24 protein-coding genes are annotated in these 26,697 nt (G+C 74.2%); 5 read left to right on the plus strand and 19 right to left on the minus strand.

Annotated elements, in window-relative coordinates; all coding sequences use genetic code 11:
* Nucleotide 1: 1 nt before the first annotated feature.
* Together ACNF49_RS31895 and ACNF49_RS31900 are read right to left on the minus strand one after the other, a co-directional pair.
* Nucleotides 2-358, minus strand: coding sequence for an STAS domain-containing protein (locus ACNF49_RS31895; RefSeq protein WP_357979111.1), 357 nt, complete (start codon nt 356-358; stop codon nt 2-4).
* A complete protein-coding gene (locus ACNF49_RS31900) occupies nt 337-1,677 on the minus strand; it encodes a PP2C family protein-serine/threonine phosphatase (protein ID WP_498703268.1) in 1,341 nt (446 codons plus the stop codon). The genes ACNF49_RS31895 and ACNF49_RS31900 overlap by 22 nt, the downstream gene beginning before the upstream one ends.
* 152 nt (nt 1,678-1,829) lie before the next feature.
* Between ACNF49_RS31900 and ACNF49_RS31905 the strand changes: the two genes are divergently transcribed.
* The 3 genes from ACNF49_RS31905 (at nt 1,830) to ACNF49_RS31915 (ending at nt 6,862) form a co-directional block, all read left to right on the plus strand.
* Nucleotides 1,830-6,005 carry a SpoIIE family protein phosphatase gene (locus ACNF49_RS31905; RefSeq protein ID WP_482939883.1) on the plus strand — a complete coding sequence of 1,392 codons (4,176 nt, stop codon included), beginning with the start codon at nt 1,830-1,832 and terminating at the stop codon, nt 6,003-6,005.
* The gene (locus ACNF49_RS31910) at nt 6,002-6,313 is read left to right on the plus strand and encodes an STAS domain-containing protein (protein WP_357979105.1); all 312 of its coding nucleotides are present in this window, start codon (nt 6,002-6,004) and stop codon (nt 6,311-6,313) included. Before ACNF49_RS31905 ends, ACNF49_RS31910 begins: the two co-directional genes overlap by 4 nt.
* 81 nt (nt 6,314-6,394) lie before the next feature.
* Entirely contained in the window at nt 6,395-6,862 is a 468-nt protein-coding gene (locus tag ACNF49_RS31915) for a molybdopterin-binding protein (RefSeq protein ID WP_482939884.1), read from the plus strand.
* On the opposite strand, the gene ACNF49_RS31920 is transcribed toward ACNF49_RS31915, so the two are convergent.
* The 11 genes from ACNF49_RS31920 to ACNF49_RS31970 form a co-directional block, all read right to left on the minus strand.
* Nucleotides 6,850-7,896 carry an ABC transporter ATP-binding protein gene (locus ACNF49_RS31920; RefSeq protein ID WP_482939885.1) on the minus strand — a complete coding sequence of 349 codons (1,047 nt, stop codon included), beginning with the start codon at nt 7,894-7,896 and terminating at the stop codon, nt 6,850-6,852. The two genes, ACNF49_RS31915 and ACNF49_RS31920, sit on opposite strands and share 13 nt — an antisense overlap.
* The gene (locus ACNF49_RS31925; protein WP_357979290.1) at nt 7,878-8,639 is read right to left on the minus strand and encodes an ABC transporter permease; all 762 of its coding nucleotides are present in this window, start codon (nt 8,637-8,639) and stop codon (nt 7,878-7,880) included. Before ACNF49_RS31925 ends, ACNF49_RS31920 begins: the two co-directional genes overlap by 19 nt.
* 86 nt (nt 8,640-8,725) lie before the next feature.
* The gene (modA, locus tag ACNF49_RS31930; protein WP_357979099.1) at nt 8,726-9,532 is read right to left on the minus strand and encodes a molybdate ABC transporter substrate-binding protein; all 807 of its coding nucleotides are present in this window, start codon (nt 9,530-9,532) and stop codon (nt 8,726-8,728) included.
* A 9-nt stretch (nt 9,533-9,541) separates the two neighbouring features.
* Nucleotides 9,542-9,955, minus strand: a complete 414-nt coding sequence (locus ACNF49_RS31935; protein WP_357979097.1) for a TOBE domain-containing protein — start codon at nt 9,953-9,955, stop codon at nt 9,542-9,544.
* Between the two features lie 151 nt (nt 9,956-10,106).
* Complete coding sequence (locus ACNF49_RS31940) at nt 10,107-11,264, minus strand: Cmx/CmrA family chloramphenicol efflux MFS transporter (RefSeq protein ID WP_482939886.1); 1,158 nt, start codon at nt 11,262-11,264, stop codon at nt 10,107-10,109.
* Between the two features lie 394 nt (nt 11,265-11,658).
* Nucleotides 11,659-13,365, minus strand: coding sequence for an FtsX-like permease family protein (locus ACNF49_RS31945; protein ID WP_482939887.1), 1,707 nt, complete (start codon nt 13,363-13,365; stop codon nt 11,659-11,661).
* Nucleotides 13,366-13,370: 5 nt separating this feature from the next.
* A complete protein-coding gene (locus ACNF49_RS31950) occupies nt 13,371-14,099 on the minus strand; it encodes an ABC transporter ATP-binding protein (RefSeq protein WP_482939888.1) in 729 nt (242 codons plus the stop codon).
* A complete protein-coding gene (locus ACNF49_RS31955) occupies nt 14,096-14,629 on the minus strand; it encodes a PadR family transcriptional regulator (protein WP_482939889.1) in 534 nt (177 codons plus the stop codon). Before ACNF49_RS31955 ends, ACNF49_RS31950 begins: the two co-directional genes overlap by 4 nt.
* A 59-nt stretch (nt 14,630-14,688) precedes the next feature.
* On the minus strand, nt 14,689-16,455 hold the full coding sequence (locus tag ACNF49_RS31960) for a hypothetical protein (RefSeq protein ID WP_357979087.1): 1,767 nt from the start codon (nt 16,453-16,455) through the stop codon (nt 14,689-14,691).
* Nucleotides 16,440-17,195, minus strand: a complete 756-nt coding sequence (locus ACNF49_RS31965) for an ABC transporter ATP-binding protein (protein ID WP_357979085.1) — start codon at nt 17,193-17,195, stop codon at nt 16,440-16,442. Before ACNF49_RS31965 ends, ACNF49_RS31960 begins: the two co-directional genes overlap by 16 nt.
* On the minus strand, nt 17,192-17,782 hold the full coding sequence (locus tag ACNF49_RS31970) for a TetR/AcrR family transcriptional regulator (RefSeq protein WP_482939890.1): 591 nt from the start codon (nt 17,780-17,782) through the stop codon (nt 17,192-17,194). Before ACNF49_RS31970 ends, ACNF49_RS31965 begins: the two co-directional genes overlap by 4 nt.
* A gap of 110 nt (nt 17,783-17,892) precedes the next feature.
* Here ACNF49_RS31970 and bla point away from each other — a divergent pair, with 110 nt between their 5' ends.
* Nucleotides 17,893-18,825, plus strand: coding sequence for a class A beta-lactamase (gene bla, locus ACNF49_RS31975; RefSeq protein WP_482939891.1), 933 nt, complete (start codon nt 17,893-17,895; stop codon nt 18,823-18,825).
* Here the strand turns inward: bla and ACNF49_RS31980 are convergent.
* Entirely contained in the window at nt 18,818-19,405 is a 588-nt protein-coding gene (locus tag ACNF49_RS31980; RefSeq protein ID WP_357979080.1) for a TetR/AcrR family transcriptional regulator, read from the minus strand. The two genes, bla and ACNF49_RS31980, sit on opposite strands and share 8 nt — an antisense overlap.
* A 99-nt stretch (nt 19,406-19,504) precedes the next feature.
* Between ACNF49_RS31980 and ACNF49_RS31985 the strand changes: the two genes are divergently transcribed.
* Nucleotides 19,505-20,608, plus strand: a complete 1,104-nt coding sequence (locus ACNF49_RS31985; protein ID WP_482939892.1) for an FAD-dependent monooxygenase — start codon at nt 19,505-19,507, stop codon at nt 20,606-20,608.
* 25 nt (nt 20,609-20,633) lie between these two features.
* On the opposite strand, the gene ACNF49_RS31990 is transcribed toward ACNF49_RS31985, so the two are convergent.
* The 5 genes from ACNF49_RS31990 to ACNF49_RS32010 form a co-directional block, all read right to left on the minus strand.
* On the minus strand, nt 20,634-21,239 hold the full coding sequence (locus ACNF49_RS31990; protein WP_358286887.1) for a response regulator transcription factor: 606 nt from the start codon (nt 21,237-21,239) through the stop codon (nt 20,634-20,636).
* Nucleotides 21,236-22,372: a sensor histidine kinase gene (locus ACNF49_RS31995; RefSeq protein WP_357979075.1), complete on the minus strand. Its 1,137-nt coding sequence runs from the start codon at nt 22,370-22,372 to the stop codon at nt 21,236-21,238. Before ACNF49_RS31995 ends, ACNF49_RS31990 begins: the two co-directional genes overlap by 4 nt.
* The gene (locus ACNF49_RS32000) at nt 22,369-23,511 is read right to left on the minus strand and encodes a hypothetical protein (protein WP_482939893.1); all 1,143 of its coding nucleotides are present in this window, start codon (nt 23,509-23,511) and stop codon (nt 22,369-22,371) included. Before ACNF49_RS32000 ends, ACNF49_RS31995 begins: the two co-directional genes overlap by 4 nt.
* Nucleotides 23,512-23,632: 121 nt before the next feature.
* Nucleotides 23,633-24,826 (minus strand): RCC1 domain-containing protein, encoded by a 1,194-nt coding sequence (locus tag ACNF49_RS32005; RefSeq protein WP_482939894.1) that lies wholly within the window; start codon nt 24,824-24,826, stop codon nt 23,633-23,635.
* A 201-nt stretch (nt 24,827-25,027) separates the two neighbouring features.
* A complete protein-coding gene (locus tag ACNF49_RS32010; protein ID WP_482939895.1) occupies nt 25,028-26,668 on the minus strand; it encodes a bifunctional metallophosphatase/5'-nucleotidase in 1,641 nt (546 codons plus the stop codon).
* Between the last annotated feature and the right edge of the window lie 29 nt (nt 26,669-26,697).

Genomic DNA, 26,697 nt, shown 5'->3' on the forward strand with positions numbered 1-26,697 from the left:
CTCACTGCAGGGCGGCGACGGCCTTGTCGACGTCGTCGTGGAAGGACAGCAGGCGGGTCAGCCCCATGATCTTGAACGCGTGCTCGATGTCCGGGCTGAGCCCGGCCAGCGCCAGGCCGGCGCCCGCGTCCTGGGCCCGCTGATGGGCGCTGACCAGCACGGAGATGCCGGTGGAGTCGCAGAACCGCAGCCCCGACATCTCGATCACCAGGCCGTCGCCCGGCGCGAGGCCGAGCTCGTCCAGGGCCTCGTGCAGGCGGGGGGAGGTGTGGTGGTCGAGGTCGCCGGCCACCGCGAGAATGCGGATGCGCGCCGAATGGGGCCGGGAGGCGATGGTCAGACCGTGGTCGTGCTGCACTGGGGCTCCTCAGAAGAGACGCCCGTCGAGCGGGCGGGGACGGACAGGGCGAGCACCGCGGTGTCGTCCGACACGCCGTCGCCGAGGGTCGTGATCAGTTTGTGCACCGCGGCCAGCAGGCCGTCGGCGCTGGTGGGGGCGGCGGCGGCCAGGTAGGCGGCCAGGCCCTCCTCGTCGAGCCTGGCCCCGGTGCCGGTGCGCGCCTCGGTCAGGCCGTCGGTGTAGAGCAGGAGGGCGTCGCCGGGCCCCAGACGGGTGCTCACCTGGGCGAAGTACGGGTCGCGCAGGATGCCGATGAGCTGGCCGCCCTCGGGATGGACGGCCTCGACGGCGCCCCCTGCGCGCACCACCAGCGAGGGCGGATGCCCACCGCCCGCCAGGGTGAGCTCGAAGCCGCCGTCCACGGGGTCGAGCACCCCGAAGACCGCCGTGCAGTACGGCGGCGGCATGACCTGACCGGCGTGCTCCTGCTGCAGGACCGCGTCCAGGTTGGCCAGCACCGCGCACGGGTCGGGGTCGTAGACGGCGGCGGCGCGCAGGGTGTAGCGGACGAGCGAGGTCAGCACGGCCGCGTCGGCGCCCTTGCCGCAGACGTCCCCGAGGAAGAACGCCCAGCGGTTGCCGTCGAGCGGGAACAGGTCGTAGAAGTCGCCGCCCACCTCGTCCACCGAGACGGGGTGGTAGGCGGCGGCCGCGCGCAGGCCCGGCACCTCCGGCAGGGTGTGCGGGACGAGCGTCTGCTGCAGGGTGCGCGCCAGGCGCTCGGCGTCGGCGCGCAGCCCCCGCTCGGTGGCCAGGGTGCGCGAGGCGGCCTGGCGCAGCTCCAGCTCGTCCATGACCAGGGCGGCCAGGTCCCGCAGGGCGCTCACGTCCTCGTCCGCGGCCTGCCGGGGACGGACGTCCATGACGTTGACGCTGCCCACACAGCGGCCGTCGGGGACGGTGATCGGGGCCGCCGCGAAGAAGCGCACGCCGGTCCCGCCGGGCGGATCGGCGGCCACCGCCGGGTCGGCCGTGACGTCCGGGATCACGCACACCTCGCCGCGCGCGAGCACGGCGGCGTACAGGCTCTCCTCCGAGCCGCCGGGGAACGGGCCGGCCGGCGTGCCGTGGGCGGCCACCCGGCGCACCCCGTCGTCACCGGCGAACGTCACGGTCGCGATGGGAGCGTGGAACATGCGCGCCGCCAGCGAGGCCACCCGGTCCAGCGTCGCCTGGCACGGCACGGCGGGGAGTTCGTGCCGTCGGCGGGCCGCCGCGCGGTGTGTCTCATCGGCGGTGCTGACGTCCGGCTCCTTCCGCTCGCTCCGCCGGCACACGCGCCGAGCAGGGGCGGAGGCCCGACCCCCGGAGTGATTTGCCCTATTCTACCTACGGTCGAGGTGGTACCTGACCTGCCGGTCCACAGCCGCGACGGCATCACCGGCGCGACGCGGGGTAGACGCGCCCGCAGCGAACTAGGGGGAGCCGGATGACACACGACGACCACGGTGAGCGGCGGCCCGCGGCGGCGGCCGGTGCCGGGATCTTCACCGTGGACGACGAGGTCGGCCGCGACCTGGCCGAGGTCGACTGGGAGGCGACCCCGCTCGGCCGTCCGGAGCACTGGCCGCAGAGCCTCCAGACGGCGGTCAGCATCCTGCTGTCGTCCCGCTTCTCCATGTGGATGGCCTGGGGGCCGGAGCTGACGTTCTTCTGCAACGCCGCCTACCGCCGCGACACGCTGGGCCAGAAGTACCCGTGGGCGCTGGGCCGGCCGGCCCGCGAGGTGTGGGCGGAGATCTGGGGCGACATCGGCCCGCGGATCGACACCGTCCTGGCCACCGGGAAGGCGACCTGGGACGAGGCGCTGCTGCTGTTCCTGGAGCGGGCCGGCTACCCGGAGGAGACGTACCACACCTTCTCCTACAGCCCGCTGCGCGACGACCACGGCTCGGTGATCGGCATGCTCTGCGTGGTCAGCGAGGAGACCGAGCGGGTCATCGGCGAACGCCGCATGGCCACCCTGCGCGATCTCGGCTCCGACCCCAGCGTGGTCCGCACCGAACAGGAGATGCTCGCCTTCGCCTGCCGCCAGCTCGGCCGTAACCTCCAGGACCTGCCCTTCACCCTGACGTACCTGTTCGACGGCGACGGCCGGGCGCGGCTGGCCGGGTCGACCGGCCTGCCCGCCGGGCATCCGGCGGCCCCGGCCGTCATCTCGCCCGGCGACCCGGACGCGGTGTGGCCGGTCCAGGCCCCGGCCCGCGGCGAGCCGGCGCTCGTGGCGCTCGACACCGCCCCGTACGCCGGGCTGCCGCCCGGAAACTGGCCGGAGCCGCCCACGCACGCGCTGGTGGCGCCGCTGCCGCAGCAGGGAGGCAGGCCGTACGGGTTCCTGGTGGCCGCGCTCAACCGCTACCGCGCCCTGGACGACGGCTACCGCGGGTTCGTCGAGCTGGCCGCCGGGCACGTCGCCACCGGCATCTCCTCGGCCCGCAGCTACCAGGCCCAGCAGCGGCGGGCCGAGGAGCTGGCCGAGCTCGACCGGGCGAAGACCGTCTTCTTCTCCAACATCAGCCACGAGTTCCGCACGCCGCTCACCCTGATCATGGGCCCGGTGCAGGAGCTGCGGAACACGCTGGCCGGGGCCGCCCCCGAGGTGCGCCAGGACCTGGAGGTCGTCCACCGCAACGCCCTGCGCCTGGGCAGGCTCGTCAACACGCTGCTCGACTTCTCCCGGATCGAGGCCGGCCGCATGCAGGCCCGCTACGAGCCGGTCGACCTGGCGGCGGTGACCGCCGACCTGGCCAGCGTCTTCCGCTCGGCGGTCGACAAGGCCGGCCTGTCCTTCCAGGTGGACTGCCCGCCGCTGGACGAGCCGGTCTACATCGACCGGACCATGTGGGAGAAGGTCGTGCTCAACCTGCTGAGCAACGCGCTGAAGTTCACCTTCGACGGCTCGATCGCCGTCCAGGTGGGCGTGCGGGACGGGCAGGCCGTGGTGACCGTCTCCGACACGGGCATCGGCGTCCCGGCCGAGGAGCTGCCGCGCCTGTTCGAACGGTTCCACCGGATCGAGAGCGCCCGCTCGCGCTCCAACGAGGGCAGCGGCATCGGGCTGGCTCTCGTCCAGGAGCTCGTCGGCCTGCACGGCGGCACGATCACGGCCGAGAGCGCCGAGGACAAGGGCACGACGTTCACCATCTGGCTGCCCTTCGGCGCCGACCACCTTCCGGCCGGGAGCCTGGTGCCGGCCCGCCCGGCGGAGGCGGTCTCGTCCGGCGCCGAGCCGTTCGTTCAGGAGGCGCTGCGCTGGCTGCCCGAGGACGACGTCACCGGTGCGGGGACGTCCTCGGACGTCTCGGCGGACGGCGGCGGCTCGCCGGGCCCGAGCGGCGGCCCGCCGGCCCGGGTGCTGATCGCCGACGACAACCGGGACATGCGCGAGTACCTCGTCCGGCTGCTCAAGGGCGCCGGCTACCACGTCACCGCCGTCGGCGACGGCCTCCAGGCGCTCGACGCCGTGCACGCCGAGGAGCCCGACCTCGTGGTCAGCGACGTGATGATGCCGCGTCTGGACGGCCTGGCCCTGGTCGCCGCCCTGCGGGCCGATCCGCGTACCGCCGGGGTGCCGGTGCTGCTGCTGTCGGCGCGCGCGGGGCAGGAGGCCTCGATCGAGGGCCTGGCGGCGGGCGCCGACGATTACCTGGTCAAGCCGTTCTCCGCCGCCGAGCTGCTGGCGCGGGCGCGGGCCAACGTGGAGCTGGCGCGGATGCGCAACCACCACACCCGCTGGCGCAACGCCATGATCGACTCCTTGCAGGAGGCGTTCTTCGTCACCGACGAGGACGGCGTGGTGATCGAGATCAACTCGGCGTTCACCGACATCCTCGGCTACGGCCCCGACGGCCTGCCCTACCGGCCCCGGCACCCCTGGTGGCCGGACGAGGAGCGCGACCCGCAGGCCCACGGCCTGGTCGCCGAGACGTTCGGGCGGCTCGTCGGCGAGGGCAGGGGCAGCGCGGTCATCCCCGTCACCCACCGTGACGGGCACCAGGTGTGGGTCGCGGTCACGTTCAACTCGGTCACCGACCCCGGCACCCGGCGGCGCCGCGTCGTCGGCACCCTGCGCGACGTGACCGCCGAGCACTACCTCGTGCAGCGCGAGAGCGCGCTCGCCGCGCTCGGCCTGCGCGTCTCGCAGGCCGGCAACCTGAACGACGCCCTGGCCGGCGGGCTGGACGCGCTGCAGGAGGTCTGGCGCGCCCGGCAGGTCACGGCCGTCGTCTGGGACGAGGACGGTTCCCCCGGCCTGGTCACCACCCCGTCCGGCCCGACCTGGCAGGACCTGCCGGAACAGGTTCGGGCCAAGCTCACGGGCCTGCGCGGGCAGCCGCCCCTGCGGGCCGTCGCCTCCGAGGGGGACGGGGCCGGCATCACCCTGGAGCATCCCGAGGGCCTGCTCGCCGTCTGGATCGACCTGGGCCAGAACCGGCCGTTCACCCACGAGGACCAGACCCTGCTGGCGCTGCTGGCCGGCCACCTGGGCCAGGCCCTGCACCGGGTGCACCAGCTCGACCAGCAGCGTGAGGCGGCCGTGGCGCTCCAGCGCGCCATCCTCGGCCCGTCCCGGCTGCCCAGCGGCTTCGCCGTGCGCTACGAGCCGGCCACCAGCCCGCTGGAGGTCGGCGGCGACTGGTACGACATCGTGCCGCTGGCCGACGAGCGCATCGGGATCGTCGTCGGCGACTGCGTGGGGCGCGGGCTGCAGGCCGCGGCCGTCATGGGGCAGCTGCGCAGCGCCTGCCGGGCCCTGCTGCTCCAGGACGCCGGGCCGGCCCAGGTGTTCACCGCGCTCGACCGGTTCGCCGCCCTCATCCCGGGCGCCAAGTGCACCACCGTCTTCTGCGGCGTCCTGGACACCGCCACCGGCGACCTCGTCTACTCCAGCGCCGGGCATCCCCCCGGCATCCTGGCTCACGCCGACGGCACCACCGAGCTGCTGGAGGGCGGCCGCTCGACCCCGCTGGCCGTACGGTCGGCCCGCGGGCGCACCGAGGCCCGGTGCACCATGCCGGCCAGGTCCACCCTGCTGCTCTACACCGACGGGCTGGTGGAGCGGCGGCGGCGTCCGCTGACCGCGGGCATCGGCGAGGCCAGCGCCGCCGTCCAGGTCGGGCGGTCCACCCCGATCGAGGAGCTGGCCGGCGACGTCATGGCCTCCCTCACCCCGGACGGCGGCTTCAACGACGACGTCGCGCTGCTGCTCTACCGCCAGCCCGCCCCGCTGGAGGTGGACTTCCCGGCCGAGTCGAGCCAGCTCGCCCCCGTGCGCTCGGCACTTCGGGAGTGGCTGGCCCGCTGCCAGCTCACCCCTTCGCTGGTGCAGAACGTGCTCGTGGCGGCGGGGGAGGCGTGCGCCAACGCGATCGAGCACGGCCACCGCAACGCCCCCGGCCGGACGATCCGCCTGCGGGCCGTCGCGACCCCCGGCGACCTGCGGCTCACCGTCGCCGACACCGGCCGCTGGAAGCCTCCGGAGCCCGAGGCGAACCCGCACCGGGGCCGCGGCGTGGCGCTCATGCGCGCCCTGATGAACGAGGTCACCATCGAACCCGGCGCGGCCGGTACCACCGTCGACATGCATGCGAGGATCAGCTCATGACCACCCCTCTGACCCTTGCGGCCTCGACGCGGCCGGACGGCACCCAGGTCGTGGCCGCCGCCGGCGAGATCGACATGAGCAACGCCGGGGCCCTGGAGGAGGCGCTGGCCCGAACCGGCGAGAGCATGGTGCTCGTCGACCTGAGCGAGGTGGAGTACCTGGACAGCGCGGGCCTGACCGTGCTGTTCACGCACGCCGAGCGGATCCGGCTCATCGCCAACCCGCTGCTCGAACCCGTCCTGACGATCGCCGGCTTCGCCGACGTCGCCGCCATCCAGGAGATCACGTACGTCGACCCGTCCTCCTGAAGCAGCAAGGGCTTTCGGCCGTCTGGCATCGCATCTGCCGGGGATATACGCTGAAAAGCCTCGCAGGTGAGGAGGCGGCTTGTGGCGGCGCGAACTTCGGTCCTGCTGACCGGCGAGGTACGCGTGCCGGTCGAGCTGAGCATGGCCGCGCTCCGGTCGATGCCGCAGCGCGAGACCACCGTCAGCTTCGAGTGCCGCAGCTCCGGGCCGCGACGTCACTACTTCGCCGGGCCGCTGCTCATCGACGTGCTGCACGCGGCCGGGCCGCTGTTCGACCCCGCCGAGCGCAAGAGCCGGCTGCGTTTCCTGATCTCGGTGCTCGGCCGCGACGGTCACCGCGCGGTGTTGTCGTGGGGTGAGCTCGACCCGGAGTTCGGCAACACACCCGCGATGCTGGCCGTCGGCATGGACTGCCGGGCCCTCGACGAGCAGGGGCCGCACCTGGTGCTGCCGGGTGACCGGTGCGGCGGCCGGCACGTCAGCGGCGTCACCGGCATCCGGGTCGGCGTGGACGACCGGTTGTGGGATCAGGGCGTTCAGGCCGGGTAGGCGTGCGTCTCGGTGGCCTTGACGGAGGCCCAGATCCGCTGGCCGGGGGTCAGGTCGAGGTCGGCGACGGCGGCGGGGGTGATGTCGGCGAAGGCCGTCAGGGGGCCGTCGAGGTGCACGCGCACGTTGTCGCCGTGCCGTTCGATGCCCTCGATCCGGGCCTGCCACAGGTTGCGCGGGCTGCCGTCGGGGCGGCTGCGGTACAACGCCACGGCGGCGGGCGGGAAGGCCACGAACGCCGGCCCGTCGAGCTCCTCCGACGTGTGCAGCAACACCTCGCCGACCTTGACCCGCACGCCCTCGGCCACGCCGCGATAGAGGTTGAGCCCGACCAGACGGGCCACGTAGTCGGTGCGCGGATGGCGGGCGACCTCGGCCGGCGGGCCCTCCTGCACGACCGTGCCGTGCTCGATGACGATCAGCCGGTCGGCCAGCACCATCGCGTCGAGCGGGTCGTGGGTGACCAGCACGGTGGCGCCCGCGAAGTCGGCCAGGTGGCGGCGGAGCTGGGAGCGGATCTCCAGCCGGGTGTGGGCGTCGAGCGCGGCCAGCGGCTCGTCCAGCAGCAGCAGCTCGGGCCGTACGGCCAGCGCGCGGGCGAGCGCGACCCGCTGCGCCTGCCCGCCGGACAGCCGCCGCGGCCTGGCCGCGACGTGGGCGGCGAGGCCCACCCGCTCCAGCAGGGCGGCGGCCGTCCGGCGGGCCTCGGCCTTGGGCACGCCCTGGCAGCGCGGCCCGAAGGCGACGTTGTCGAGCGCCGACAGGTGCGGGAAGAGCAGGTAGTCCTGGAAGACCATGCCGATCGGGCGGCCCTCGGCGGGCAGCGTGTGCAGCGGCGCGCCGCGCAGGCTGATCCGCCCGCCGGTCATCGGGGTGAGTCCGGCCAGGGCGCGCAGGGCGGTGGTCTTGCCGGCGCCGTTGGGGCCGAGCAGCGCCACCACCTCGCCGGCGGCGACCCGCAGGGAGACGTCGAGGGTGAAGGCCGGCCGGGTGACCACCAGACGGGCGTCGAGGGTCACGGCGCGCTCACCCACCGGTCGCGCAGGCTGGCCAGGATGACCACCGAGACGGCCAGCAGCACCAGGCTGAGCACGATCGCCGCCTCCGGCTCGGTCTCCAGCGCCAGGTAGACCGCCAGCGGCATCGTGCGGGTGGTGCCGGGGAAGTTGCCGGCGAACGTGATCGTCGCCCCGAACTCGCCCAGCGCCCGCGCCCAGCACAACACGGCCCCGGCCACCACGCCCGGCATCACCATGGGCAACGTCACCCGGCGGAAGACCGTCCAGCGGGAGGCGCCGAGCGTCGCGGCGGCCTCCTCGAAGCGCTGGTCGGCGCCGCGCAGCGCGCCCTCCACGCTGATCACCAGGAAGGGCATCGCGACGAACGCCTCGGCGACGATCACACCGGCCGTCGTGAACGGCAGCGTGATGCCGAAGGCGGACTCCAGCCACTGCCCGGCCAGGCCGCGCCGCCCCAGCACCAGCAGCAGCGCCACGCCGCCGACCACCGGCGGCAGCACCAGCGGCACGGTGACCAGCGCGCGCACCAGCCGCCGCCCCGGGAACGACACCCGGGCCAGCAGCCAGGCCAGCGGCACGCCGAGCAGCAGGCAGAAGGCCGTGGCGACGGTGGCGCAGAGCAGCGACAACCGCAGCGCCTCCAGCACGTGCGGCTCGGCCAGCCGCCGGAGCAGCGTGGACCAGGGGGCCCGGATCAGCAGCCCGGCCAGCGGCAGCACCAGGAACGCCAGCCCCGCCAGCGCGGGCACGACCAGCATCCACGGCGCCCGCCCCGAGATCTCACGGCCCGCGACCGGACGCCCGCCGGGCGGCTCCACCGGGCCGGGACGTCGGGAGCGAACGGTCACGGGGCCTCGAAACCGGCCTTGGCCAGGACGTCCTTGCCCTGCTGGGACAGCACCAGGTCGACGAACTGCTTGGCCAGGTCACCGGCCGGGGCCTTGGTCAGGGCCGCGATCGGGTAGTCGTTGATCGCCTGGGCGGCCTCGGGGAAGTCGATGCCGGTCACCTTGCCGCCGGAGGCGATCACGTCGGTCCGGTAGACCAGCGCGGCGTCCACCTCGCCCAGCTGCACCTTGGTGAGCGTGGCCTTGACGTCCTGCTCCAGGGTCACCGGCTGGACCTTGAGGCCGGCCGCGCCGAGCGCCTTGACCGCGGCGGCCCCGCACGGCACCTGCTCGGCGCAGAGCGCCACCTTCACCGCGGGGTCGGCCAGGTCCTTCAGCTCGTCGACCTTGGCCGGGTTGGCGGCGGGCACCGCGATCTGCAGCTTGTTGCGGACGAACGTGGCCGGGGCGCCCGCGAGGGAGGCGTCGGTGACCGTCTTCATGGTGGCCGGGCTGGCGGCGGCGAACACGTCGGCCGGGGCGCCCTGGACGATCTGCTGGGCCAGGGTGGCGCTGGAGCCGAAGTTGAACCTCACCGTCGTGCCCGGATGGGCGCTCTCGAAGCTCTTGCCCAGCTCGGTGAACGTGCCGGTCAGCGAGGCCGCCGCGAACACCGTCACCTCCCCGGCGCCCCCACCGGCGGACGCGGCGGAAGCGGACGAGGCGGACGTGGCCGGCCCGCCCGAGCCACAGCCGGCCAGGCCGGCCAGCGCGAACGCGACGGGCAGGGCGATCGTCCATCGGGAAAGACGCCTGAACACCAAGGGGGCTCCTCACACCTGACTGGCCACGCGCTCGTGGCCGGGGATCTCCACGACGACGTTGGTGGACTTGATCACGGCGACCGCCACCACCCCCACCTGCAGGCCCAGCTCGTCGGCCGCCTGCCGGCTCATCAGCGACACCACGCGGAACGGCCCGGCGGCGATCTCCACCTGGGCCATCACCGCGTCGCGGATCACCTCGGTCACGATCCCGCGGAAGCGGTTGCGCGCCGAGGAACGGCCGCCCTCGCCGTCGCTCTCGATCTGCGAACGGGCGAAGGCCGCCAGATCGGCGCCGTCGACCCGCCGGTGGCCGTGCTCGTCGCGCTCGGCCGCCAGCCGGCCCGCGTCGACCCACCGCCGGACGGTGTCGGAGCTGACCCCGAGCAGCGCCGCGGCCTCGCTGATCCGGAACGTCGTCACAAGCCCACACCCTACCTTCCGCATATGCCACCCTGAAGCCCGGTCTGGCTGCGCAACAGCGACACGATCACCGGGCATGCCATCGCATCCACGAGAGCATGCCCGGCGACCGCGCCTGGTCACTGCCGCCGGACCATCTTCCCGCCCCCGGTCAGCGCGCCGTGACGCTCGCCGACGACCTGTGGACGAGGGCCGCCACGGCGAGCGCCACGACCACCAGCAGGGCGCTGACCCACGGCGCCGACCGGTAGCCGAGCCCGGCGGCGATGGCCGCGCCGCCGAGCGCCGGGCCCGCGGTGGCCCCCACGTTGAGCGCCGCCGTGGCGAAGGAGCCGCCGAGCGAGGGCGCCGCGGCGGCCGCGTACAGGACGCGGGCGATCAGGGTCGAGCCGACCGCGAAGGACAGTGCGCCCTGCACGAAGACCAGCACGAACGCCGCGGCCGGAACGCCCGCCGCGGACGCGAACAGCGCCCACCCGGCCGGCAGCGCGAGCCCACCCGCGACCAGGACCAGCGCCGGCCGCGCGTCGGACAGCCGGCCCGCGGCGGTCACCCCGGCGAACGACCCCAGCCCGAACAGCGCGAGCAGCACCGGCACCCACCCGTCGGAAACGCCGCTCACCTCGGTGACCAGCGGCGACAGGTAGGTGAAGGTGCAGAAGGTGGCGGCGTTGACCAGCGCGCCCAGCGCCAGCGCGACCAGCAGGCGCGGCTCGCGCAGCGCCCGCAGCTCGTGCCGGGCGCGCGGACGGGCGCTCTCCTGCCCGCCGGCCGGCACCGACCGCACGACGGCGAGAACGGCCGGCAGCGAGACCAGCGCCACCGCCCAGAACGCCGACCGCCAGCCGAACGCCTGGCCGAGCACGGCGCCCGCGGGCACCCCGGCGACGCACGCCAGCGTGATGCCGCCGAGCAGGACGGACGTGGCCCGTCCCTTGGCGTCGGGGGCGACCATGCCGGCCGCCGTCGCCAGGCCCACGGCGAGGAAACCGGCGTTGGCCAGCGCCCCGAGGACGCGGGTGGCCAGCAGCACGGCGAAGTCGGTGGTGAGCGCGCCCGCCACGTGCACGAGCACGAACGCGACGAGGAAGACGAGCAGCGCCTGCCGGCGTGGCCAGCGCAGGCTGAGCAGCGCCATGAGCGGCGCCCCGACGACCATGCCCGCGGCGAACGCGGACGTCAGCGCGCCGGCGGCCGGGACGGACACGCCCAGGTCGGCGGCGATGGCCGGGACCAGCCCGGACAGCATGAACTCCGACGTTCCCTGGGCGAACACGGCCAGCCCGAGAACGTAGATGGCGAAAGGCACGAGCGGTACTCCAAAAGGCAGCACGAAGGAACGCGGCGCGCCGGCGGCACAGCGAGGGCGCGGGCGCTACCGCGAGGGAGAAAGGCCCGGGTTCGACGCCACGACGGTGGCGGAACAGCCGGGAGGAACCGGTCCGTACGAAGGTGATCGGATGACGGAAGGGCGCGCCGTCTCAGGGACGGCGCGGCCGCATGACATCACGAGAAGCCACCGACGATCGGTGGCTAGCGTCTTGACGCCTCGGGACCGGACACGCGCCACACCCTAGCCGGAGATCACGGAAGCCGTCCACCGGGTTCGCGCGCGGCCGGTCACGCGGTCTCGGCGCTGAGTGCCTGGGCCACGGGCCGGCGGGCGGCCAGCCGGGCGGGCAGGGCGACGAACGCCGCGGTCGTCAGGAGGGGGCCGCCGCGGCCGCGGCCAGCCAGGACAAGGGCGCCTGCACCGAGTTCCCGGCCGCGAAGAGCGAGAGCAGGCCGAGGCCCAGGGGGACGCCGACGACGGCGCCGGGCAGGCTGGGCAGCAGCTGGGCGCTGGACAGGCCTGCGGCGACCTGCCCGGGGGTGGCGCCGAGCGTGCGGGCGACGGCCATGGTGGCGCGCGCCTCCATGGCGGTGGTCCAGGTGAGCGTGACGGTGTTCACGACGGCCAGGACGATCAGCAGCACGGTGACGGCGAGCATCAGCCGCCGGTCCTGTATGCCGCGCAGGTTGGGCAGGACGGAGGAGCCGTCCAGGCCGTAGCCCCGCTCCGGCTGGACGTGGAGGGTCAGCAGGGCGACCATCGCGATCACCGTGGTGGCGGTGGAGCACGCCTGGAGCACCGCCCGGCCGGGGCGGCGGGCGGTCAGCCGCAGCCCGAGCAGGAGCGGCGTGGGCAGCAGCGCCGACAGGGCGGTGATCCAGGGCCGGTGACGGGGCGGGCGCGCGGTCGCCGACAGCGCCGTGACGGTGGCCGTGCGCATGGCGCGCAGCGTGGGACGCAGCGTGGACAGCACCGCGACCGCCACGGCCAGGACGGTCGCGGTGACGACGACGGAGCCGCCGAGCTCGGCCGCGTCGCCGATCCTGCTGGCCGTGGGGCCGGCCAGGGCGGGCGCGGTCAGGCGGGCGATCGCCAGCCCCAGCGCGTCGCCGGCCAGCGCGAGCGCCAGGTACTCGGTGAGCAGGACGGTGGCGATCAGCCCGGGGGTGGCGCCGACGGCCTTGAGCAGCCCGGCCCGGCGCGTCTGCGCGGCGGCGCGGCCGGCGGCCAGCGCCGCGACGCCGGTGACGGCCAGGAAGCTGAGCAGCCAGCTCCCGACCACCAGGATCGGCTGGCTGTCCTTGAGTATGACGGTGTCCTGCGCGGCCGTGAACTGCCAGGAGTGGAAGTTGACCCGCAGGTCCGGGTCGCGGTGCGCGTCGCGGAACGCCTCGGTGGCGGCGGGGTCGCGCAGCTTGAGGTCGATGGCCGTGGTGACCGGCAGGTGCCGGGAGGAGGCCAGCGTCCGGGCGTCCGAGCTGGTCAGCCAGGCCAGGCCGCCGTAGTCGCTGGGGCCGCCGCCCGGCCCGATCTGCGCGGCCCAGGGGTAGACGGAGGTGGCCGCGGTGACGGCGATCCCGACGACGGGGTACGGCCGGCCGGCGATGGTGACGCGGTCGCCGACGCCGACGCCCAGGGCGGTGGCGAAGCCGCGTTCGAGGACGGCGCCGCCGGGGCGCACCCACCGGCCCGAGGTCACCAGCGGCCGGTTGACCGGGCCGGGCCGCTCGGCGAAGCCGTGCACCACCACCTGGGACGACGTCGAGCCGCGGGCGGTGAGGTCGGCGTAGGCGATGCGGTAGGGGCCGTGGTGGGCGACCACGTCGGGGTCGTCCGCCAGCGCGGCCAGGGCGGAGGTCGCCGCGCGGCCCGAGCCGCCGGACAGCGCCACCACGTCCGGCCCGGCGGTGGCCGCGCGGGTCTGCTCGTACAGCGAGCGGCTGGCGTCGCCCAGGGACAGGCCCAGGGCCATCGTCGCGGTGGCCACGGTCACCGCGAGCAGCAGCATCGCGGCCTGGACGCGGTGCCGCCGCACGTCGGCCAGCACCAGCCGGGTGACGAGCACGACGGCGCCCATGACGTTCAGTCCTCCAGCCCGATCAGGCCGCCCAGCCCTCGCGGGTGGGCGGCGGCCAGGTGGGTGTCGTCGACGAACATGCCGTCGCGCATCGAGACCAGCCGGTCGGCGGTGGCCGCCACCCGCTCGTCGTGCGTGACGATCACGAGGGTCTGCCCGGCGGAACGCAGCTCGCCGAAGATCCGCAGCACGTCGAGGGTGGCGGCGGTGTCGAGGTTGCCGGTGGGCTCGTCGGCCAGCACCACCAGCGGGTCGTTGACCAGCGCGCGGGCGACGGCGATGCGCTGGCGCTGGCCGCCCGACAGTTGCGAGGGCAGGTGCCGGGCGCGGGCGGCGAGCCCGACCCGGTCCAGCAGCGCGTCGGCGCGCCGCCTGGCCTGGCGGCGCGAGCGGCCGGCCAGCAGCGCGGGCAGCTCGACGTTCTCGGCCGCCGACAGCTCCTCCACCAGGTGGAACGCCTGGAAGACGAACCCGACCGAGCGGCGTCGCAGGCGGGCCAGGGCCCGCTCGCTCAGCGTGTCGACGCGCCGGCCGGCCAGCCACACCTCACCGCCGGTGGGCCGTTCCAGGCCGCCCAGCAGGTGCAGCAGGGTGGACTTCCCGCAGCCGCTCGGGCCGGTCACCGCCAGCGTCTGGCCCTGGGGGACCTCCAGGTCGACCTCGTCCACCGCGTGGACCCGGCTCTGCCCCTGGCCGTGCGTCTTCACCAGGCCGTGGGCCCGTAACACGTTCATGCGCCCTCGTATTCGTCTTCGGCCCGGGACCAGGTGCGCTCGCAGGCGTCCAGCCAGCGCAGGTCGGCCCGCAACCGCAGCACGACCCCTTCCAGCAGCAGGCCGGCGGGTGATCCGAGCGGTTCGTCCAGCGCCGCCTGCTGGACCTCGCGCAGGCGGCGCAGCAGCTCGCGGCGCTGCGCCGCCACCAGCTCGACCGGGTCGGCCAGCCGGGCCGCGGCGGCGGCGGCGAGCTTGAGATGGAACTCGGCCAGGTCGGGTTTCGGCCAGCCGACCTCGGCGAGCCAGGCGGCCACCCGGCGCTGGCCGTCGGGGGTCAGCGCGTAGACCTTGCGGTCGGGCCGCTCGGGAAGGCCGTCGGCCCGTTCGCAGGCGACGAGCCCGGCCTTCTCCAGCCTGGCCAGGGTCACGTAGATCTGGCCGGGGTTCATCGACCCGCCCAGCGGGCCGAGGCTGTGCCGCAGGCGGGCACGCAGGTCGTAGCCGTGCGACGGCTCCTTGGCGAGCATCGCCAGCACCGCGTCCTGCACGGCCTCACCCCCTAACGGTTAGCCAATAGATAGCGGTTAGCCGTAGGAGGTGTCAAAACCTACTGCGAGGGTCGCGGCCTGATCATCCACAGGCCCAGGCCGTACATCGCCAGGCCGAGCAGGACGAACCCGGCGGCGACCGGATAGCGCAGCCCGGAGGGCATGTACGTGGCCAGGAACCAGGAGTGGCGCAGCATGTCGTTGGAGACGAAGACGGCCGCGAGGATGCCCTGCGGCACCAGCGGGATCGCGCCGAGGCCGAAGCACCACCAGGTGACCATGCGCTGCGTCGTGGACAGCCGGTCGAAGCGGGAGGCCACGGCGGGCTGCTGCCTGCGGCCGGTGCGCATCAGGTCCAGCAGCTCGGGGCCCTGCGCACGCAGGCGGCGTTCGGCGAGCAGGCCGAGACCCCAGACGCACAGCGCTCCCGTCAGGACGCCGACGGCGACCCCGGCCCAGCCGTACCGGAGGGCGACCAGCGCCGCGGGCAGTCCCGTGAGGGCCACCAGGGCGAGGGTCAGGTAGGCCAGCCCGGTCAGGCCGCTGTCGTCCTCGCTGGTGCGCAGCGGGTTGCCGGCGCGGCGGTGGGGGTCGGTGCCGGGCACGAGCCCGTACACCGAGATCAGCGGCACCAGCCCGGCCGCGCCGCCCAGCAGGGCCGCCAGCAGCGCCAGGACCAGCGGCCACGGACCGCCGGTGATCGCGGTGAACGCCACGGTCAGCACGGCCGCCACCGGCGTCTGCGCCGTGAGCCACGCCAGTTGCCGGCCGCGCACGTCGCTCGCGCCGGGGGTCATCACGGTCAGCCAGAGCGCGGTGCCGTCGGCGCCGTACTGGTTGGCGGCCATGGCCGCGGCCATCACGACGAAGATCGGGCCCGCGTAGGGCAGCATGCCGTTCCAGCCGACGACCAGCGGGACGGCGGCGAAGCAGACGGCGTACGACAGCGCGAACGTGAGCTGGTGGTTGCGGACCAGGTCACGTGACCAGGTGCGCAGCTCCTTGGCGACGATCGCGCCGTTGGCGGTGGCGGCCGTCATCGGGCGCCGGGTACGCCCGGACCGCTGCGTCGCCCCCGCGCGCCGGCCCAGCAGCACCGCCCACGCGCCGAGCAGCAGCACGGCCAGGAGCGCCAGGGCGGCCAGCGCCCACCAGTCGCCCTGGACGGCCAGCAGCCCCCACCCGGAAGGCAGATACCGGACGAACGACGGCATGCCGGTCTGGCCGAACGCCACGAAGAAGATCCAGATCTGGCCGAGCGCCGCCAGGATCGCGCCGTTGAGCACGCCGGAGGCGATCGCGCCCGCCCGGGACCGCAGCGCCTGCCCGACCAGCGCCACCGCCAGCTTCGACAGCAGCACGAACACGGCGAGCTGCAACGCCATCGCGGGCACGGCCACCAGGGCGTTGGCCGGCCCGAGCCGCGCGCCCGCGATCGGCAGGCCGAGCAGCGCGGTCAGGCTGACCAGCGGCGCGACGCCGACGAAGGCCGCCACCAGCAGCCCGGACGCCAGTCGGCGCGGCGGCAGGCCGAGCATCGTGAAGTACTCCGGCCGCAGCGTCTCGTCGCCGCCGCCCATGAAGACGGGGCCGAGCATCCAGCCCAGCAGCCACACCGCGTAGGCGGCGGCCAGCAGCTCGGGGGCGGCGAAGGCCAGGTAGATCGTCCCGGCGGCGAGCAGCGCGCCCAGCGCGGCGCCCGTGCCCGCGGTCTGGGCCCGCGTGCCCCGGAAGGCGTGGCGCAGGAGCGCGACCTTCATCCGGGCCATGGTGGTCACGGTGGCCAAGGTGTTCAAGCTGGTCGGCGGGGTCACTGCGACAGCCATGACAGCTCCTTCACGCCGGCGTCGTCGTTGCCGACGAGGGCGACGAAGGTGTCCTCCAGCGAGCGGCCGCCGCGCACCTCGTCGAGGGTGCCGGCCGCGGCGACCGTGCCCTTGTCGATCACCGCGACCCGGTCGCAGAGCTGCTCCACCAGCGCCATGACGTGGCTGGAGAGCACGATCGAGCCGCCGTTGGCGACGAACCCGCGCAGGATCCGCTTGATCGTGGCGGCCGAGACCGGGTCGACCGCCTCGAACGGCTCGTCCAGCACGAGCAGCCGGGGCGCGTGCAGCAGCGCGGTGGCCAGCCCGATCTTCTTGCGCATGCCGGTGGAGTACTCGATGACCAGCGTCGTGCCGGCGCCGTCCAGTTCCAGCACGGCCAGCAGCTCGTCGGCGCGCCGGGCGACCTCGTCCTTGGGCAGGCCGCGCAGCAGGCCGAGGTAGGTGAGCACTTCGCGGCCGGTCAGCCGCTCGGGCATGGCCATGCCGTCGGGCAGCACCCCGACCAGGGCCTTGGCCCGCTCGGGGGCCGACCAGACGTCCTGGCCGAAGATCGTGGCGCCGCCCGCGTCGGGGCGCAGCAGGCCGACGGCCATGGACAGGGTGGTGGTCTTGCCGGCGCCGTTCTGGCCGACGAGCCCGAAGAACGACCCCTGGGGGACGGTGAGGTGGATCGCGTCGACGGCGACCTTGTCACCGAATCTCTTGGTCAGCCCGCTGATCTCGAGCGCCGGCGTCATGAGGTCCTCCTGGTGGCGAGGGTGAAGATGGTGGCCAGTTCGGCGGCGAGGGCGCTGAGGTCGTAGTCGGGGTCCTTCAGCACGTAGCTCGGCACGGCGTCGATGGCGCCGCGGATCGCGATCGCCATCGGACGCAGCTCGAACTGCCGGAACTCGCCGGTCTGCTGGCCCCACGCCAGCAGCTTCTCGATGTCGTCGATGGCGGTGCCCTGCTGGCCCGCGTAGGGCCCGTCGTGATCGTGGGTGATGATCTCGACCAGCGCCAGCAGGGGTTTGCGGTGCACCCGCATGAATTCGAGGTTGGTCTCGAAGTAGACGCGCAGCCCGTCGGTGGCGGTGGTCTGCGCCAGGATGCGCGGCACCATCAGGTCGGTGGCGAGCTTGACCGCGTGCCTGACGACCGCCTCGATCAGCTCGTCCTTGCTGCCGAAGTAGTAGGCGATCAGGCCCGGCGTGATGCCGGCGAGCTTGGCGATCTTCGCCATCGACGCCTGCTGGTATCCGAGCGTCGCCAGAGCCTCGACGGCGCAGTCGATGATCTGGGCCCGCCGGTTCTCCTCGACGAACGTCCGCTCTCCTGATGGCACGTTCAGGATATTAAACGGCCATTCAAAGGCTGGCAATGGCGGCCTTGACCTGGCAGCACGCCTAGGGTGGTGCCGGGTAGATCGACCGGCGGGGGAGCAGGTAGCACCGAATGTCCTACGAGCAGTCCCGGCGTGCCCTGCTGACGGCTGCCGCCCTGCTGCCGCTGGCGGCCTGCGGCGCCGACGTCCGCCGGACGACCGAGCCGCCCGCGCGGGGAACGCCACCCACGTCACCGTCCCCGGCGACGCCCGGCGCGAGGCCGTCGGCGGTGGCGCGCCTGGCCGCGCTCGAACGCCGGCACGGCGCCCGCCTCGGCGTGTACGCGCTGGCCACCGGCACCGGCGCCACGCTGGCCCACCGCGCCGACGAGCGCTTCGCGTTCTGCTCCACCTTCAAGGCCCTGGCCGCGGCCGCGGTCCTGCACCACAACCCGCTCGGCCACCTGGACGACCGCGTCACCTACACCTGGGCAGACATCGACTCCACCTCACCGATCACCCGGCAGCACGTCGCCACCGGCATGACCGTCCGGCAGCTCTGCGACGCCGCCATCCGCCACAGCGACGGCACCGCGGGCAACCTGCTGATGCGCGACGTCGGCGGCCCGGCCCGGCTCACCGCCTTCCTGCGCGGGCTGGGCGACCGGGTCAGCCGCGTCGACCACTACGAGCCCGAGCTCAACAGGATGGGCCCGAAGAGCCCGCGCGACACCACCACCCCCCGCGCGATCGCCGCCGACTACCGGGAGATCCTGCTCGGCGACGTGCTGTCCCCGGCCAAGCGCGCGCTGCTCGAAGACTGGCTCCTGCGGACGAGCACCGGCGCGGCGCGCGTCAAGGCGGGCCTGCCCAAGGGCTGGAAGCCGGCGCACAAGACCGGGACCGGCAACTACGGCAGGGCCAACGACATCGCCGTGGTGTGGCCGCCGGGCGCGGCGCCGCTGGTGGTGGCCGTCATGACCGACCGCCCCGGCTACGGCACGCCGCCCAGGGAGGCGCTGATCGCCGAGGCCACCCGGGTGATCGTCGCCTCCCTCACCTGACCAGCCCGAACCGGGTGGTGACGGCTCGCAGCCCCGCGACCACGTCGGCGGCCGAGGGCGCGGCCTGCGGGTCGTTGAGCCACTGGGCCATCACCCCCAGCAGCAGCGCGAGCTGCACCGAGCCGACGGCGCGCACCTCGCCGTCGCCGATCTCCTCCTCCGGCACCCCGGTGAGCTGCGCGGCCATGCCCCGCCGCCCCTCGCGCTGACCGGCCACGAGCTGCTCGCGCAGCTCCGGCGAGTGCTCGGCCTGGACCAGCGCCTCCAGGTTGGCCAGCCACAGCGTGCGGTGCTCGTTGATCGAGCCGATCAGCTGCTCCCACAGCGCCTCGAAGCTCTCGGCGGGCGACCTGCCTGGGTCGTCGAGGGCGGCCAGCGCCGCGCCGACCTTCTCCCCCCATTCGCCCATGGCCTCGACCAGGGCCGCGTTGAGCAGCGCCTCGCGTGAGCCGAAGTGGTAGCCGATGGCGGCCATGCTCACGCCCGACGCCGTGGCGATGTCGCGGACGGTGGTGCGCCCCCAGCCCTTCTCCTCCAGGCAGCGCCGCGCCCCGGCCAGCAGGTCTTCGCGATTTCCCATGGCCGGAAGCCTAGCACGGGCGCCTTAGACACACGTCTTGCGCATTTGCCCAAATCTGCGTACGGTGTGGAGCGTTCACCGACGAAAGAGGACATTCCAATGCGGATCCTGATCTCCGGCGGCAGCGTCGCCGGCCCCGCCCTTGCCTACTGGCTGCACCGTCACGGCCACCAGGTCACCGTCGTCGAGCGCGCCCCGGCCCCGCGCGGCGGCGGCGCGGCCATCGACTTCCGCGGCTCGGCCCTGGACGTGCTGGAGCGCATGGGCATGCTGGCCGAGATGCGCCGGCACGCGACCACCATGACCTCCATGACGCTGGTCGACGAGGCCGGCGACACGCTCGCCGTGCTGCCCGCCACCGCGATCTCCGGCGAGCTGGAGGTGCTCAAGTCCGACGTCACGAAGGTCCTGTACGAGGCCACCCGCGACACCGCCGAGTACCTGTTCGACGACACCGTCACCGCGATCGACCAGGACGCGGCGGAGGTGCGGGTGCGGTTCGAGAAGGCCGCGCCGCGCACGTTCGACCTGGTGGTCGGCGCTGACGGGATGCACTCCAGGGTGCGCGCGCTCGCCTTCGGCCCCGAGTCGCGCTACGTGCGCAACCTCGGCATCTACGGCGCGCTGTTCACCACCGGCAACATCCTGGACCTGCGGGACACGGGCCTGATGCACAACACCCCCGGCCGCAGCGCCCTCGCCTTCACCGCCCACGGCAACACCGAACTGCGGGTCGGCCTGTCGTTCGCCGCCGACGACCTCGTCTACGACCGGCGCGACCGAGCCCAGCAGGAACGCCTGGTGGCCGAGAACTACGCGGGAGCGGGCTGGGAGGTGCCCCGGCTGCTGGCGGCCATGCGGGAGGCGGAGGAGTTCTTCTTCGACTCCTCCGGCCAGGTCGTGATGGACACCTGGACGAACGGCCGGGTCACCCTGCTGGGCGACGCGGCCTACTGCGCGGCGCCGACCTCCGGCCGCGGCACCTCACAGGCCCTGATCGGCGCGTACGTGCTGGCCGGGGAGCTGGCCGAGGCCCCCGACCACGCCACGGGCCTGGCCGCCTACGAGCACCGGATGCGCGACTACGTCGAGCGCAACCAGCGGCACGGCCGGGCCGCGGCCCGCTGGTTCTTCGGGGCGCCGGACGAGCCCATGCCGGACGACGTCGACGACGCGTTCCCGCTCAAGGAGTACGCGGTCTGAGGTCGTGGCCGAAGACCCCGCCGACTCAGAGCCAGCCGGCGTCGCGGGAGATGCGGATGGCGTCGATGCGGTTGCGCCCGCCGACCTTGCTGATCGCGTTCGACAGGTAGTTGCGCACGGTGGCCTGCGACAACGAGAGCTGGGTCGCGATCTGCGCGGTGCGGATGCCGGACGCGGCGGCGCGCAGCACCTCGGTCTCCCGGGCGGTGAGCGGGCTGCTGCCGGTCTCCAGGGCGGCGGCGACCAGCTCGGGGTCGATCACCCGTTCGCCGCGGGCGATGCGCCGGATGCCGTCGGTCAGGGTCTGGGCGGGGGCGTCCTTGACGATGAACCCCCGCGCGTGCACCTTCAGCGCGCGCAGCAGGTTTCCCGGCTGGCTGAGCCCGGTGAGCACCAGCGTGCGGCAGTCCGGCAGCCGTTGCGACAGCTGCTCGGCGGCCGACAGGCCGTCCAGGCCGGGCATGTCGATGTCCAGCACCGCGACGTCCGGGCGTACCCGGAGGGCGGCGGCCAGCACCTCGTCGCCGCGCTCGATCTCGGCCACGACCTCCATGTCGTCCTCCAGCGAGAGCAGGGCGACCAGGGCCGAGCGGATCATGTGCATGTCCTCGGCGATCAGTACGCGGATCACGGGCCTTCCTCGGGGACCTCGACCGACAACCGGAAACGGCCGTCGTGGACGGCGGTGGACGACGAGCCGGACGCCGCGCGGGCGCGTTCGGTCACCCCGGCGAGCCCCGACCCCGGCCCGCCGACGCCGCGCACGCCGTCGTTGACGATCTCCAACCGTACCGTGCCGCCACCGCGGGCCACGGTGATGGCGCAGGTCGTGGCCTCGCTGTGCCGCAGCAGGTTGGTGGTGCCCTCGCGGATGGCCCACGCCAGCGCGTCGTGGGCCGGGCCGGACAGCGGCGGCAGCGCGGCCACGTCGAGCCGGGTGTCGACCCCGGCCGCGCCGAGTAGGGCCGCCGCGCCGTCGATCTCGGTGCCCAGCGACACGGCCAGCTCGTCGCGGGTGATCGCGCGTACGTCCCTGAGGGCGTCGCGGGCGACTCCGGTGAGGCTCTCGATCTCGGCACGGGCCGCGCCGGCGTCCTTGACGAGCAGCCGCAGGGCCAGGTCGCCCTTGAGGGAGATGGCCGACAGGCTCTGGCCGAGCAGGTCGTGCAGGTCGCGCGAGACCCGGACGCGTTCCTCGCCGACCGCGGCGGCGGCCAGCTCGGCCCGGGTGGCCTCCAGCTCCTCCAGCAGCAGCACCAGGCGGGCCCCGGCGACCAGCGCCCCGCCGAACACGACCAGGCCGAGCACGGGGTAGACGGCCAGCAGCAGGGCGTGCGGCACCGTGTCGCCGTCCCGCAACATCTGCGCGACCTCCAGCGCGGCGGGGTGCAGGACCTGCGCGACGGCGGCCACCGCCCGCGCGGGGCCGCGCAGCAGCATGACGATCGAGGCCAGGGCGAAGACGGTCACGGCCTCCCACTGCGTGGCGAGCCACCACAGGGGCAGGTTCGCCAGCAGCAGGAGCGCCGCCAGGGTCCAGGGCCAGCCCGCCGGGCGCGCGCCGCGGGAGGCGGCCAGGCTGTGGCGGAGCTGGAGCGCGAGGGCCACCAGGACGCCCAGGCCCGCCAGGACGGGGTCCCCGGGCGGCCCCTCCATGCCCATGCCGATGTAGACCGGCACCTGCGCGGCCAGCGGCACGTGCAGCGCGACGAAAGGCCGGTGCGGATGCCGCAGCACCCAGGCCGGCGGGATCTGCGCGGTCATGCCGGCACCTCGATCGTCTCGGTCACGTCGTCGGCGCGGACCTCCAGCAGTACCCGGCCGCCCGCGACGGTGGCGGCGATCGTGCAGGCGCGCACGCCGTCGGCGCGCAGCAGGCGGGTGACGGCGGCGCGCAGGGCCGCGCGCGGCCGGAGCGGGATCGTCTCGGGGACACCCTGCCTGGGCAGCTCCAGGCGGGTCGGCACGCCCGCCGCCGACAGCAGCGTGGCGGCCGTCTCCAGCTCGGCCCGCAGCGACGGCTGCCGGTAGCCGCGCACCCGCCGTCTGGCCTCGGCCAGCGTGCGGCGCGAGTCGTCGGCGAGCCGCCCGAGCTCCGCCGCCAGCCCGGGGGAGGGGCCTGGGGCGCTGCCAGAGGTGTTTCCGGTGGTCAGGGCCGCCGCCGCGCGCTCGCCGCGGGCGGCGATCGACTCCAGCGCGCCGCCGAGCGTACGGCGCAGGTCGTCGTCGATGCGCCGCCGCTCCTGCGCGACCGCCTGCTGGGCCAGCGCCTCCCTGGCCGCCTGCAGCCGGGTCAGGGCCGCGGCGAGCCAGACGAGCAGCAGCAGCGCCCCGCCGCCGCACAACACCGAGAACATCGGCCACGACGCCACCTGCCACGGCAGGCCCAGCAGCAGCGCCACCGGCGCGGCCGCCGCCACCAGGGTCACGCAGACCAGGTACGACCACGGCGCCGGCAGCACCAGCACGGCCGACACCACGAGCCCCGCGTACGCCCGCGGCCACATGTTCCCGGCCAGGGGCGTCACGCCGAGCACGACGACGGCCATGACCGCGAACGTCCAGCGACCGGCCGGCGGACGGCGGGCGTGGGCGGCGTACCAGACGTGGCGCAGGTGCAGGGGGAGGTAGGCCGCGGTCGCGGCCAGGCTCCACAGCCCGGTGCGGCTGTCGTTGCCCTCGTAGCCGAACGACAGCGTCACCTGCAGCAGCGGCAGCAGGGAGCTGCACACGACGGCGACGACCGGCGCCAGCCGGACGACCCGGTCGGACCGCCAGAACTCCGCCCTGCCCGCCACTCTGCCCACCGCCCGTCGACGTTCCCCGGCTGACCAGGGTAGGCCGCCCGGCTGGACGGCGCCGTCCGGCCGCCGGGGCCGGGTCAGGGTGAGCGGCAGGGCCATGAGAGGTCGTCGCCGCCTTCCTCGGGGGATGTCGAGGGCCTCAGCCTGCACCCCGGAGGACGGCGGCGAACAGATGCAGATGTCATCGGACGGCCCGTGAGATTCGCGGGCTCGTCCGCGTTCAGCCGGTCTTGCGGATGGCCAGGCCGTGGTCGCCGCCGGCGGCGATGAACGTGAGCCCCGGCCCCCACGCGTTGGGCCGCGGCGGCATCGGCACCGGGACGCCGGTGCCCGTCTGGCCGGAGTTGTACTGCCCCCAGCCGTACGCCTCGCCGCCGCCGGTCAGGGCCAGGCCGAAGGCGCAGCCGGCCGCGACGTCCTTGACGTCCGACAGGCCCGGGACGAGCTGCGGCTGCTTGACGAGCGCGCCGGTGAAGGCCACCTGGGCCTCGGTGTTGTCGCCCCAGCCCCACACGTTGCCCGAGCCGTCCACCAGGTAGCTGTGCCGGCAGCCCGCGGCCACCGCGCGCACCTGGCCGTACCTGCCGACGACGTGCACCGGGCTGTAGGACGCGGTGACGGAGGTGGTGCCGTTGCCGAGCTGGCCGGAGTTGTTGGCGCCCCAGGCCAGCAGCGTGCCGTCGGAGCGGACGGCCAGCGAGTGGGAGAACCCGGCGGCGATGTCGTAGACCGGCCCGCTCTCGCCGCCCAGGCCGGGCAGCACGGTGGGGCTCGCCTTGGCCACGCCCGTGCCGTCGCCGAGCTGCCCGCGCGAGTTGTCCCCCCAGACCAGCACGCTGAAGTCGTTCCGCAACGCCATGCTGTGGAACCAGCCGGCCTCGATGTGGGTGATGCCGCGCAACTCGCCGAGCGGCTGCGGGGTGGCGTACGAGCCGCCGAACGCGCCCAGGCCGAGCTGCCCGGAGTTGTTGACCCCCCAGGCCCAGACGTGGCCGTCGCCGGTGCGCGCCAGGCTGAACCCCCAGCCCGCCGCGACCTCCGCGACCCCGGTCAGGCCCTGGACCTTGACCGGGACGTTGCTGTCGGTGTGACCGCCGTCGCCGAGCTGGCCGTTGTTGTTCTGCCCCCAGGCCCAGACCGAGCCGTCGGCCGCGATGGCCAGGGAGTGGGTGAGGCTGCCGGCGACCTCGGTGAAGCCCTGCTCCTCGGCGCGTACCTTGACGGGGAGCTGCTGGTCGGCGTAGCCGCCGTCGCCGAGCTGCCCGAAACCGCCCTTCCCCCAGGCGATGGCGTGCGTGGTGGGCGGCGCCGCCGCCTGGGCCGGTACGGCTACCGTCAGCGCGGCGGCCGCCACGGCCGCCACCAGGACGGCTCGCGATCGTCTGCCGAGCCTCCTCGGTATGGAGAGCTGCATCTGACCTCCTCATGATCCGGGCGCCGTCGACGACGGCGCCTCAGACCATGGGCGTTCCGCGGCGTTCCATCCCGTTCCATCCGAGGGTCCTGCTCACCGGCAGGCAGCGGCCGATGTCGGAGATCGTGCTGCTGTCCGCCGGGTTCGGCTGACGGCCGCCGACCCCGCCCGCCGGGAGCACGGCGGACGGGACGGGGACGGCTAGTTCACCCGGGTGACCCGGTTCAGGGCCGGGGCGGGCAGCGGGCTCTTGGCCCGGATGTAGGACTCGAACGCCTCGATGTCGCGGACCTTCTCCACCCGCTCGGTGCCCTCTGTCAGCACCGAGAAGCCGTCGCCGCCGGTCGCGACGAAGGAGTTGGCGGTCAGGCGGTACTTCGCGGCGGGGTCGACGACGGCCCCGTTGAGCTTGATGCTCGCCGGGTCGACGCGGTCGCAGGCCGGCTTGGCGTTGTCGTAGGTGTAGGTGAGTCCCTGCGAGACGCCGAGCACACGCGCGGTGCCCTGGCCGCACCACTGCTGCTCCAGCAGCCGTTCGAGCTGGGCGCCGGTGAGCGTCATGGTGACGAGCATGTTGGCGAACGGCTGCACGCGCAGCGCCTTGCCGTGCGTCACCAGGTTCGACATCTCGTTGCCGGTGGGGTTGACGATCAGGTCGCCGCCGATGCCGCCGCCGTAGGGCGGCTGGACGGCGATCTGGGCGCCGCCGTTCTCGGCGGCGGAGGTGGCGAACAGGCGGGCGTCGGCCAGGGCGTGGCCGACGGTGGACTCGCCGGCGGCGTTGCGCTGGGCGGTCAGGTCCCGGGCGAGCAGGCCGACCGGCCGGTCGAGCAGCTTCTGCGCCTGCTCGTCGGTCCTGCGGCGCAGGGCGGCGATCCGGGCGTCGGGCTTGATGTCGTGGGTGACGGTGATGTTCTCGGCCTTGGCGGAGGTCGGGTTGCCGGTCGTCCGGTCGACGGTCAGGACGACCTTGGTGAGCTCGCGCGTGTGAGCGGAGGTCTGCGTGACCGGGATGCCGTTGACCAGGCAGTTGTACGGGTTGTGCGTGTGCCCGGAGATCACGGCGTCGACCTCGGGGTCGAACCGCTGCACGATGTCCTTGATCGGCCCCGCCAGGCTGTTGCACTCGTTGGGCAGGCCGCCGCCGGTCTGCCCGCCGCCCTGGTGGATCAGGACGACGATCGTCCGCACGCCCTTGGCCTTGAGCTCGGCCGTGTAGGTGTTGACCGCCTCGGCCTCGTCGCGGCCCTCCAGCGGCTTGGTGGGGCCGGGGGCCTCGTTGAGCGCGTTCTTGTAGTCGACGCCGATGATGCCGACCTTGACGCCCTTGACCTCCTTGACGATGTAGGGCGTCAGCGCGGGCTTGCCGGTGGTGGTGTCGACGATGTTGGCGCCCAGGTAGGGGAACGCGGCGCCCTTGAAGCCCGGCAGCGCGCAGCCGTCGATCGGGTGGCAGCCGCCGTTCTCCATCCGGCGGAACTCGGCGATGCCCTCGTCGAACTCGTGGTTGCCGACGCTGGAGGCGTCCAGGCGCATCATGTTGAGCGCCTGGATGCCCGGCTCGTCGTGCAGGGCGGTGGCGTTCATGGTGCTGGAGGAGAAGTTGTCGCCGGCCGAGAGCCGCAGCGTGCCGTCGGGGTTGTCGCGCTGGAGCCGGTCCATGTGGGCGGCCAGGTACTCGGCCCCGCCCGCCTCGACCGGCCCGGACGGCGTCATGGCGAAGCTGGTCGGGAAGCCGGAGTGGAAGTCGTTGAAGGCCAGTAACTGGATGTCCACGGCGTCGGCGCGGGCGGGCAGCAGGCTGGTGCTCCCGAGCACCAGCGCCATGAGGAGGTTGCGCATGGCCACGAAAGTGACATAGTCCCATCGAG

The organism is Actinomadura sp. ATCC 39365 (assembly GCF_054392275.1).

Excerpts from the sequence above, each read along its gene's own strand:
- ACNF49_RS31905 (WP_482939883.1), top strand. The coding sequence starts at position 1,830 with ATGACACACGACGACCACGGTGAGCGGCGGCCCGCGGCGGCGGCCGGT.
- ACNF49_RS31985 (WP_482939892.1), top strand. The coding sequence starts at position 19,505 with ATGCGGATCCTGATCTCCGGCGGCAGCGTCGCCGGCCCCGCCCTTGCC.
- ACNF49_RS32005 (WP_482939894.1), bottom strand. The coding sequence starts at position 24,826 with ATGCAGCTCTCCATACCGAGGAGGCTCGGCAGACGATCGCGAGCCGTC.
- ACNF49_RS31960 (WP_357979087.1), bottom strand. The coding sequence starts at position 16,455 with ATGGCTGTCGCAGTGACCCCGCCGACCAGCTTGAACACCTTGGCCACC.
- ACNF49_RS32000 (WP_482939893.1), bottom strand. The coding sequence starts at position 23,511 with ATGGCCCTGCCGCTCACCCTGACCCGGCCCCGGCGGCCGGACGGCGCC.
- bla (WP_482939891.1), top strand. The coding sequence starts at position 17,893 with ATGTCCTACGAGCAGTCCCGGCGTGCCCTGCTGACGGCTGCCGCCCTG.
- ACNF49_RS31950 (WP_482939888.1), bottom strand. The coding sequence starts at position 14,099 with ATGAACGTGTTACGGGCCCACGGCCTGGTGAAGACGCACGGCCAGGGG.
- ACNF49_RS31910 (WP_357979105.1), top strand. The coding sequence starts at position 6,002 with ATGACCACCCCTCTGACCCTTGCGGCCTCGACGCGGCCGGACGGCACC.
- ACNF49_RS31925 (WP_357979290.1), bottom strand. The coding sequence starts at position 8,639 with ATGCTGGTCGTGCCCGCGCTGGCGGGGCTGGCGTTCCTGGTGCTGCCG.
- ACNF49_RS32010 (WP_482939895.1), bottom strand. The coding sequence starts at position 26,668 with ATGCGCAACCTCCTCATGGCGCTGGTGCTCGGGAGCACCAGCCTGCTG.
- ACNF49_RS31980 (WP_357979080.1), bottom strand. The coding sequence starts at position 19,405 with ATGGGAAATCGCGAAGACCTGCTGGCCGGGGCGCGGCGCTGCCTGGAG.
- ACNF49_RS31995 (WP_357979075.1), bottom strand. The coding sequence starts at position 22,372 with ATGACCGCGCAGATCCCGCCGGCCTGGGTGCTGCGGCATCCGCACCGG.
- ACNF49_RS31945 (WP_482939887.1), bottom strand. The coding sequence starts at position 13,365 with ATGGGCGCCGTCGTGCTCGTCACCCGGCTGGTGCTGGCCGACGTGCGG.
- ACNF49_RS31965 (WP_357979085.1), bottom strand. The coding sequence starts at position 17,195 with ATGACGCCGGCGCTCGAGATCAGCGGGCTGACCAAGAGATTCGGTGAC.